Genomic DNA, 8395 nt, shown 5'->3' with positions numbered 1-8395 from the left:
CGGTGCGGGCACGTGCGGGCATGGGACGGCCCGCGCGCCGCCGGGCGGGCGGGACGCGGGCCGTGGAGGGAGATCAGGAGTCGCCGTAGACCGGGCGGTGCTCCTGGATGCTCTCGACCAGCTGCTCGGCGAGCTCGTTCACGTCGAGGCGCTTCTCGATCTGCCGGAGGTCGTCGATCTTGGCGCGGGTCTCGGCGCGGCGCGGGGCGAGCATGGTGCAGCAGTCCTCGTCCGGCAGCTCCGAGATCGACAGCGTCCGGATGCTCCGGGCCTGGTCCATGATCTCGGTCTTGTCCATCCCGACCAGCGGGCGCAGGATCGGCATCTCGACCGCGTCGTCCAGCGCGGTGATGTTCGCGAGGGTCTGGCTGGACACCTGGCCCAGCGCGTCCCCGGTGATCAGGGCCGCGCCCCGCATCCTGTGCGCGAGGAGTTCGCCGGTGCGCAGCATCAGGCGGCGCTGCGCGATCACGGCGAGGCGGTCCGCGCCGGAGGACTTGATCTGCTGCTGGGCCTTGCCGAACGGCACGACGAACAGCCGGGAGCCGCCCTGGTACTTGTCCAGCTCGCGGACCAGCGCGTACGCCTTGTAGATCGACTCCGGACCGGTGAACGGCATGCCGGAGAAGTGCAGGTAGTCGACCCGCAGGCCGCGCCGCATCATGCGGTAGGCGGCGACCGGCGAGTCGATGCCACCGGACATCAGCACCAGGCCCCGGCCGCTCATCCCGACCGGCAGGCCGCCCGCGCCGGGGACGCCGCCGGAGAACACGAACGCCTCGTCCCGGTCGATCTCGATCGAGACCGTGATGTCGGGGTTCTTCAGCTTGACCGGGTTGCCGTAGACGTCGTTGATCCTGCCGCCGACCTGTCGGTCCAGCTCGGTGGAGGTCAGCGGGAAGCGCTTGTCGCGGCGCTTGGACCGGACCGCGAAGCTGCCCTCGCGCCCGGCCATCAGTTCCAGCGCGGCGCGCTCGACGCTCTCGACGTCCTTGCCGACGCGCCAGGCGCGGTGCACCCAGACGATGCCCATGACGTCGGAGATCCGCTGGACCAGCCGGTCCACCAGCTCGACGTGGGCGTCCTTGGTGCGGACGATGAACACGCCGTGGCGGCGGATCACGTCCACCTTCGCGATGGGGCGGACGGCCGCGCGGACGTTGTCGGCGAGCCGCTTCTCGAACAGCTCCCGGTTCTTGCCCTTGAGGACGACCTCGCCCAGCTTCAGCAGCGCGCACGGTTCACCGTCGACCGGCGACTGCTCCCGGACGGCGACGGACGGCGCCTCGAGCGTGGACATGCGGCTTCCTCCTGGGACGGCGATCGGGGAAAGGGGCGAACGTCTAAGTGTGACCCACGAACGGCAACGCCGCGACCGTCCATTCTCTTCCCGTCCCGCCGGAGCCCGCCGCCTCCTCCGGCACCCGGGGGGCCGGGCACCGCCGCCGGCCGCCCCGACCAGCCGCGAAAGGGCCTCCGAACAGGGCGGACGCCCCGGACCGCGGGGGTCCGGGGCGTCCGTGGGACGGTTCCGGTCAGCCGAAGAAGACCTCGGCCTCGGTGTAGCGCTCCAGCGGGACGGTCTTCAGCTCGGCGGTCGCCTCGTCCAGCCCGACCCGGACGATGTCGGTGCCGCGCAGCGCGACCATCGTGCCGAAGTCGCCCTCCCGGACGGCGTCGATGGCCTGCAGGCCGAACCGGGTGGCCAGCACCCGGTCGAACGCGGTGGGGGTGCCGCCGCGCTGGATGTGGCCGAGGACCGTGGCGCGGGCCTCCTTGCCGGTGCGCCGCTCGATCTCGTCCGCGAGGGTCTGGCCGATGCCGCCGAGCCGGACGTGCCCGAAGGCGTCCTTCTCGCCGGTCTGCAGCTCCATCTGGCCCTCCTTGGGGTGGGCGCCCTCGGAGACGACGATGATCGGCGCGTACCGGGTCTTGAACCGCGACTCGACCCAGGCGACGACCTCGTCGATGTCGAACGGCTTCTCCGGGATGAGGATCACGTTCGCGCCCGCCGCCATGCCCGCGTGCAGCGCGATCCAGCCCGCGTGCCGGCCCATGACCTCGCAGATCAGCGCGCGGTGGTGGCTCTCGGCGGTGGTGTGCAGCCGGTCGATGGCCTCGGTCGCGATGTTCACCGCGGTGTCGAAGCCGAAGGTGTAGTCGGTGGCGTTCAGGTCGTTGTCGATCGTCTTGGGGACGCCGACGACGTTCACGCCGTGCTCGTACAGCCGGCTCGCGACGCCGAGGGTGTCCTCGCCGCCGATCGCGATCAGCGCGTCCACGCCGAGCCCGGCCAGGTTGTCCTTGATCCGCTCGATGCCGCCCTCGACCTTGATCGGGTTGGTCCGGGACGAGCCGAGGATCGTGCCGCCCCGGGGCAGGATGCCGCGGACCGCCTCGATGTCGAGGGCCATGGTGTCGCCTTCGAGCGGGCCGCGCCAGCCGGCCCGGAAGCCGACGAACTCGTAGCCGAACTCCTTGACGCCCTTGCGCACCACGGCGCGGATCACGGCGTTCAGGCCGGGGCAGTCGCCGCCCCCGGTCAGCACTCCGACGCGCATTCCCTCACCTTCCGACAGGACTTCCGCTGGTCTCGACACCGTCAGCCTAGTGCGCGGCGGGGCCGCGGTCCGGCATTCGGATTGGTCTAGACCATAGCGTGTCCGGTCCGTCCGGTCCGCACCGCCCGGGCGGTCGGGAGGGTCGGCGGCGGACGGTCGGGACGGCGCGGCCCGGCGCCGCCGCTCCCGCGCCGACCTGCGGCGTCTCCGGAACGGCCGCACGGCCCGTCGCGCCGGGGCTCAGGACTCGCGGTCCAGGCCCTTCTCTATCGCATAGCGGACGAGTTCCACGCGGTTGTGCAGTTGGAGCTTCCCGAGCGTGTTCTGCACGTGGTTCTGGACCGTCCGGTGCGACAGGACGAGCCGCTCGGCGATCTGCTTGTAGGTGAGGCCCTTGGCGACCAGGCGGAGCACCTCGGTCTCGCGCTCGGTGAGGCGCGGGGTGCCGTCCTCCTCGTCCGGACGGGCCGGGGCCGCCGCCAGCCGCCGGTACTCGCCGAGGACGAGCCCCGCCAGGCCGGGCGTGAACACCGCGTCGCCGTCGCCGGCCGTCCGGACGGCGGCCAGGAACTCCTCGCGGGCGGCGGACTTCAGCAGGTAGCCGGTCGCGCCCGCCTTCACCGCCTCCAGGACGTCCTGCTGCTCGCCGCTCGCCGACAGCACCAGCACCCGGACGGGCGGGTCGGCGGCGACCAGGGCGCGCGTCACCTCCACGCCGCTGATGTCGGGCAGCTGGAGGTCGACCACGGCGACCTCCGGGCGGGCGGCGGGCGCCACGCGCAGCGCGGTCCGGCCGTCCCCGGCCGTCGCGACCACCTCGTGCCCGGCCTCGGCCAGGTCGCGGGCCACGGCGTCGCGCCACATCGGGTGGTCGTCCACGACCATCACGCGCAGGGATCGGGTGCTGTCGTCGCTCACGGGCCCACCCTACGGCCGCACCCGGCCGAAAGCGCGATGTGACGGGCACGATGCCATATGCAGGGTATATCGGTTGCTCATGCCTCCATCGAGCATCCCGCGGAGATGCCCATGGCGCGCGGGCGTCCGCGGTCGTCCGCCCCTTCGCCACCGCCCCGTGATCCCGTCGTCGGCCTGTCGCCCCGCGGGGTGCTTGGCTAGGGTGCGGGGATGCGGATCGTTGAGGGCGCGGGCGCCTGGAGCCTGGCGGCGGGCGCGGCCAACGACTGGGCCGAGCAGCTCAGGACGCCGGATCTCTCCGTGGGGACGTACTGCATCCCCGTCGGCGGGACCGACGACCAGAGCCCGCACACCGAGGACGAGATCTACGTCGTCACGGCGGGCCGGGCCACGATCGTCACGCCGACCGGGACGGCCGCCGTGGAGCCCGGCACCGTGGTCTTCGTCCCGGCGGGCGAGGAGCACCGCTTCGTGGACGTGACCGAGGACCTGGCCCTCCTGGTCGTCTTCGGACCCGCCTACGGCTCCCGCAAGGACGTCCACCCCGAGGAGTGAGGGCTCCCGAGCCGGGGCGGACGACCGTGCGGGACGAGCCCTCGCCGCCCGTCCTCGGCCTGTCGGCGGGTCGGGAGATCGGCGGGTCAGCGGGTCAGCGGGCCTCTTCGGCCCACTCGGCGCAGGTCAGGACCCTGAATCCCCGGCCGGGGAAGACGGCGTCCATGAAGAAGTCGTGCACCGCCTGGTCGCCGTCGCCGCAGCCGTCGCGCAGCACGGCGACGTGGTACCCGCGGTCCGCCGCGTCGTAGCAGGTCGCGGCCACCATCGCGCTGGTCGCGACGCCCGCGACCACGATGGTGTCCACGCCGCGCGAGCGGAGCACGAGGTCGAGGTCGGTACCCGCGAAGGCGCTGGCCCGGCGCTTCATCACGACGACGTCCTCATCCTGGACGGGCAGCGCCATCTCGGTCCCGGGCGAGCCCTCGTGGAACGCGTCCCCGGCCTCGAAGAACGACCTGAACAGCTCGTTGTCCGGCGGCAGGTCGGCGCCGTTCGGCCGGAACCCGAAGTGGACGAACACCACCAGGGCGCCGGCCTCGCGGGCGCGCGGCAGGAGGTCGGTGAGCGGCGCCACGACCTGCTTGGCGAACGGGTAGCTGCCGGTGATGCCCTGCTGGACGTCCCCGATGATGAGTGCGGTGGTCACGACTGGCTCCTGTCCAACCTGTCCGTACGGCGTCGCGAAAGGGGCGTACCGCCGATTACGTGATCATGGTATGCGGGCGGGAGGCGGCCTTCCCGGGCGGAACGAACCGGTCAGGGGGTCCGCGCGGCGACAGGCGAGGGAGCGGTTCGGAAGACGGACGTCAGAAGCATTCGAGGAAGGCGACCGTCCGGGAGTAGTCGCCTTCGCGGAACGCGCGGGCGGGCAGGACGAAGTGGACGTACCCTCCGTCGCCCAGGTACTGGCCGATGGTGATGATGTGGCGGTACGGCTCGCCGTCCGAGAGCTCCTGCAGGGGGAAGTGGCCCTCCAGGTGCGGCCAGCCGAACGCCTGGTCCGGGGAGAAGAACACGTCGTCGTACTGGTAGAGGCCCTGCTCCTTGCTGCAGAACTCGCTCCACGCCTCGCCGAAGCGGTCCGAGACCAGCCAGCCCGGCAGCGACTCGTAGTAGATGGACCCGTCGGTCTCGCCGCCGTAGTCCAGCGTGTCGAGGACCGGGTCGTAGTCGACGCCGCACGCCGAGGGGAGGGTGATCACCGGGACCCCGTAGAACGGCTGGGCCGGATGGAGCGACGCGGGCGGGGGCGCGGTCACCTCGACGGCCGAGGCCGGGTCGGCGGGGATGACGCGGCAGTAGCGCGGATCGTCGGAGCGCTGGAGCGAGCCGTCGTCCACGTATCCGCGCCGAGGGTCCGGGTCGCAGTAGAAGACGTTGAGCAGCCGGTCGCCGTTGGGCGGGCGCTCGTCCGCCGCCCACGGGCCGAGCGCCTCGACGTCGAGGACGGCGAACAGGCTCAGCGGGATGCCGTCGTACTCCGGCCACGGGGTTCCGGGGCTCAGCAGGGCCGGGCCGCCCCACCGGCAGTGCCCGGCGGGCTGGGTCCCGGGCTTCACGGGCCGCAGTCCGAAGGCAGGGCGCGCCAACGCCGCGACCTGCGTGCCGATGTGCTCGCCGAGGCGGTCGACACACAGTTCGCGTACCTTCGCGCACGCTTCTTCGTAACTCGCGAAACCCATCGAGGCTCCAGATCGTCCGCAACGGGAAGTGTCCACTCCCCCACGCCTCAAACCGAAAACGCTACTGTCCGCGACCCTAGTGACGCCGCCCGGCATCCGCGATCTCCGCGCCGCACGCCGCACGCCGGGCGCGTCAGGCGGTGCCACGCCGGGCGCGTCAGGCGGTGCCACGCCGGGCGCGTCAGGCGGTGCCGGGCCGCGGCGACGTGATGTGGGCCGTGGCGCATTCTCGGAAGGCGCTGACCAGGGGGTTCGGATCGTCCGCCCTGGTGGCGAGGACGACGTGGCTCGGCTCCACGCCGGTCAGGGGCAGGGCTGCGAGATCGGGGCGGAGGACGTTGCCGTGGGTTCCGGCGGTGACGGCCACGGCCTGTCCGGAGGCGACGAGCTCGAACTTCTCCTCGATGCGCTCGATGTACGGGCCGTCGGGCGCGCGGCGTCCGTCGGGGCGCGGATCGAGCCGCCAGAACGCGTCCCACTCAGGGGTGGCGCCGCGCAGCCTGGGGAGCGGTTCGTCGGCGATGTCGTCGATGGTGACCGACTCCCTCGCGGCCAGCCGGTGGTCGAGGGGGACGAGCACGACGCGCGGCTCGTCGTAGAGGGCGGTCACGCGCAGCCCGTCGGTGGCGAACGGCAGGCGGGTCACCAGGGCGTCCACGCGGTGGTCGAGCAGCGCTTCGCGCGCCTCGGTGACGTGGACGTGGACGGTCCGGACGTCGGCGTCCGGGTGCAGGCGGCGCAGTTCGCGGACGGCGCCGGTGACGATCGCCCCGGACATGTAGCCGACGACGACCCGGTCGGGCCGGGCGGCGGCCCGCGTCCTCGCCACCGCCCGCGCGGACGTCCGCAGCAGCGCGGTGGCGAGCGGCAGGAACGCCTCGCCGGCGGCGGTGAGGCGGCTGCCCTGCGGGGTGCGGTCGAGCAGCCGGGCGCCGACGTCCCGTTCCAGCCTGCGCAACTGCCTGCTCAGGGACGGCTGGGTGAGGTGCAGCGCGGCGGCGGCGCGGCCGAAGTGGCGGTGCTCGGCGAGGACGGTGAAGCAGCGGACGAGCCGGAGGTCGAGGTCCGCGGGCGGCGGCGTCCTGAAGTCCGCGGGCGGCGTCTTGGGGTCGGCGGGGATCGGCGTTCCGAGGACCGCGGGAGGCAGCGTTTCGGCCATGCGATCAGCGTAGGGCGGCGTCCACCTGTGGTGATACGCGAGGCGCAACACGGGCTGCGCAATGGTCATTGGACGCGGGACGGGCGGCGGGACCACGGTGGAGGTCCGGCCGGTGTTCGGCCGGGTCACCACCTGTTCCCAGGAGTTTCCGCATGCGTGTTTTCGTTACCGGTGCGTCCGGATACATCGGCGGCGCCGTCATCCCCGAGCTGCTGCAGGCCGGGCACGAGGTCGTCGGGCTGGCCCGTTCGGACGAGGCCGAGAAGAAGGTGCGGGCCGTCGGGGCGGACGTGCTGCGCGGGTCGATCGAGGACCTGGACGTCCTGCGCGCGGGGGCGGAGGAGTCGGACGGCGTCATCCACCTGGCCTTCCATGACTTCTTCCGGTTCGAGGAGAGCATCGCGATGGACCGCCGCGCGATCGAGACGATGGGCGCGGCGCTCGCGGGGTCGGGCCGTCCGATGATCACGACGGTCGCGGTCGCGCGCTCGGGGAAGCCGGGCGAGGTCTCGACGGAGGACACCCGCCAGGCGCCCGGTTCGTTCGGGTACATCCGGTTCCTGAACGAGGAGGCGACGGTCGCGCTCGCCGCCGAGGGCGTGCGGGCGTCGGTCGTCCGGCTGCCGCCGACCGTGCACGGGCGCGGCGACAAGGCGTTCGTCCCCGTGCTGATCAACATCGCGCGGGAGCGGGGCGTCTCGGGCTACCCGGGGGACGGCGCGAACGTCTGGCCCGCCGTCCACCGGCTGGACGCGGCGCGCCTGTACCGGCTCGCATTGGAAGGCGCCCCGGCGGGTTCGCGGCTCCACTGCATGGCCGACGAGGGCGTCTCGACCCGCGAGATCGCCGAGGTCATCGGGCGGCACCTGTCCCTGCCGACCGTGTCGGTCCCCGCGTCCGACGTCGCGGAGCACTTCGGGTTCCTGGGCCACGTGATCTCGATGGACGCGCCCGCCTCCAGCGTCCGGACCCGGGATCTCCTCGGCTGGGAGCCCGAGCACCCGGGCCTCATCGCGGACTTGGACGAAGGCCACTACTTCGCGTCCGCGGACGCCTGACCGGCCCGCGACCGAACGGTTGACGACCGGCCGGTTCACGACCGGCCGTCCCGTGACCGACCGGTTCACGACCGGCCGGGGCGTCCCGTGTCGGGGCGCGACCGGACGGCCCTGGCCAGGTGGACGGCCAGGGCCACCCCCGCCGCCACGCTGACCGCGTTCACCGCGACGGAGGCCCAGGGCTGCTCGTAGGGCTCGAACTCGCCCGGACGCAGGGCGGCGAACGGCAACCGCCACAGGCCCCAGCCCACCAGGGACCCGGACGCGACGAACGCCGCCGCCACCGGGAGCCGGAGCGGCACGCGCCGCGCGCGGCCCGCCAGGACCCACGCGCTGACCGCCCCGGCCGTGGCCCAGAACGCGTCCCCGACCAGGAGCGAGCGGGCGGCGGCGTCCAGGCCGCCCCTGGCGTGCGGGTTCGTCGCCGCGCCGCCGCCAGCCGCCCAGTACAGGTCGGCG

General features: G+C 73.1%; 8 protein-coding genes and 1 pseudogene. 2 read left to right on the top strand and 7 right to left on the bottom strand.

Translation table 11 applies throughout. The features are described from left to right. Positions 1-73: 73 nt before the first annotated feature. The 3 genes from thiI to DZF91_RS32475 form a co-directional block, all read right to left on the bottom strand. A complete protein-coding gene (gene thiI / locus DZF91_RS32485) occupies positions 74-1300 on the bottom strand; it encodes a tRNA uracil 4-sulfurtransferase ThiI (protein WP_117360875.1) in 1227 nt (408 codons plus the stop codon). A gap of 235 nt (positions 1301-1535) precedes the next feature. Then, entirely contained in the window at positions 1536-2561 is a 1026-nt protein-coding gene (locus DZF91_RS32480; RefSeq protein WP_117360874.1) for a 6-phosphofructokinase, read from the bottom strand. Between the two features lie 240 nt (positions 2562-2801). After that, complete coding sequence (locus DZF91_RS32475) at positions 2802-3446, bottom strand: response regulator (RefSeq protein WP_117360876.1); 645 nt, start codon at positions 3444-3446, stop codon at positions 2802-2804. 243 nt (positions 3447-3689) lie between these two features. On the opposite strand from DZF91_RS32475, the gene DZF91_RS32470 reads away from it, so the two are divergent. Next, positions 3690-4034, top strand: coding sequence for a cupin domain-containing protein (locus DZF91_RS32470; protein WP_117360873.1), 345 nt, complete (start codon positions 3690-3692; stop codon positions 4032-4034). Positions 4035-4128: 94 nt separating this feature from the next. Here the strand turns inward: DZF91_RS32470 and DZF91_RS32465 are convergent, their stop codons facing one another. From DZF91_RS32465 to DZF91_RS32455, 3 genes are all read right to left on the bottom strand, one after another. Continuing rightward, entirely contained in the window at positions 4129-4683 is a 555-nt protein-coding gene (locus tag DZF91_RS32465; RefSeq protein WP_117360872.1) for a cysteine hydrolase family protein, read from the bottom strand. Between the two features lie 160 nt (positions 4684-4843). Next, complete coding sequence (locus DZF91_RS32460; protein WP_158588100.1) at positions 4844-5719, bottom strand: DUF1963 domain-containing protein; 876 nt, start codon at positions 5717-5719, stop codon at positions 4844-4846. Between the two features lie 181 nt (positions 5720-5900). Continuing rightward, positions 5901-6878: a LysR family transcriptional regulator gene (locus DZF91_RS32455; RefSeq protein WP_117360870.1), complete on the bottom strand. Its 978-nt coding sequence runs from the start codon at positions 6876-6878 to the stop codon at positions 5901-5903. Between the two features lie 152 nt (positions 6879-7030). On the opposite strand from DZF91_RS32455, the gene DZF91_RS32450 reads away from it, so the two are divergent. Further along, a complete protein-coding gene (locus tag DZF91_RS32450) occupies positions 7031-7936 on the top strand; it encodes an SDR family oxidoreductase (RefSeq protein ID WP_117360869.1) in 906 nt (301 codons plus the stop codon). A 65-nt stretch (positions 7937-8001) separates the two neighbouring features. Here the strand turns inward: DZF91_RS32450 and DZF91_RS40685 are convergent. Further along, a pseudogene (locus DZF91_RS40685) lies at positions 8002-8395 on the bottom strand (hypothetical protein); the annotation flags it as partial.

It is taken from the genome of Actinomadura logoneensis (assembly GCF_003428695.1).
In the GTDB taxonomy this organism is placed as follows: Bacteria; Actinomycetota; Actinomycetes; order Streptosporangiales; family Streptosporangiaceae; genus Spirillospora; species Spirillospora logoneensis.
This window is presented reverse-complemented; position numbering and strand designations above follow the sequence as displayed.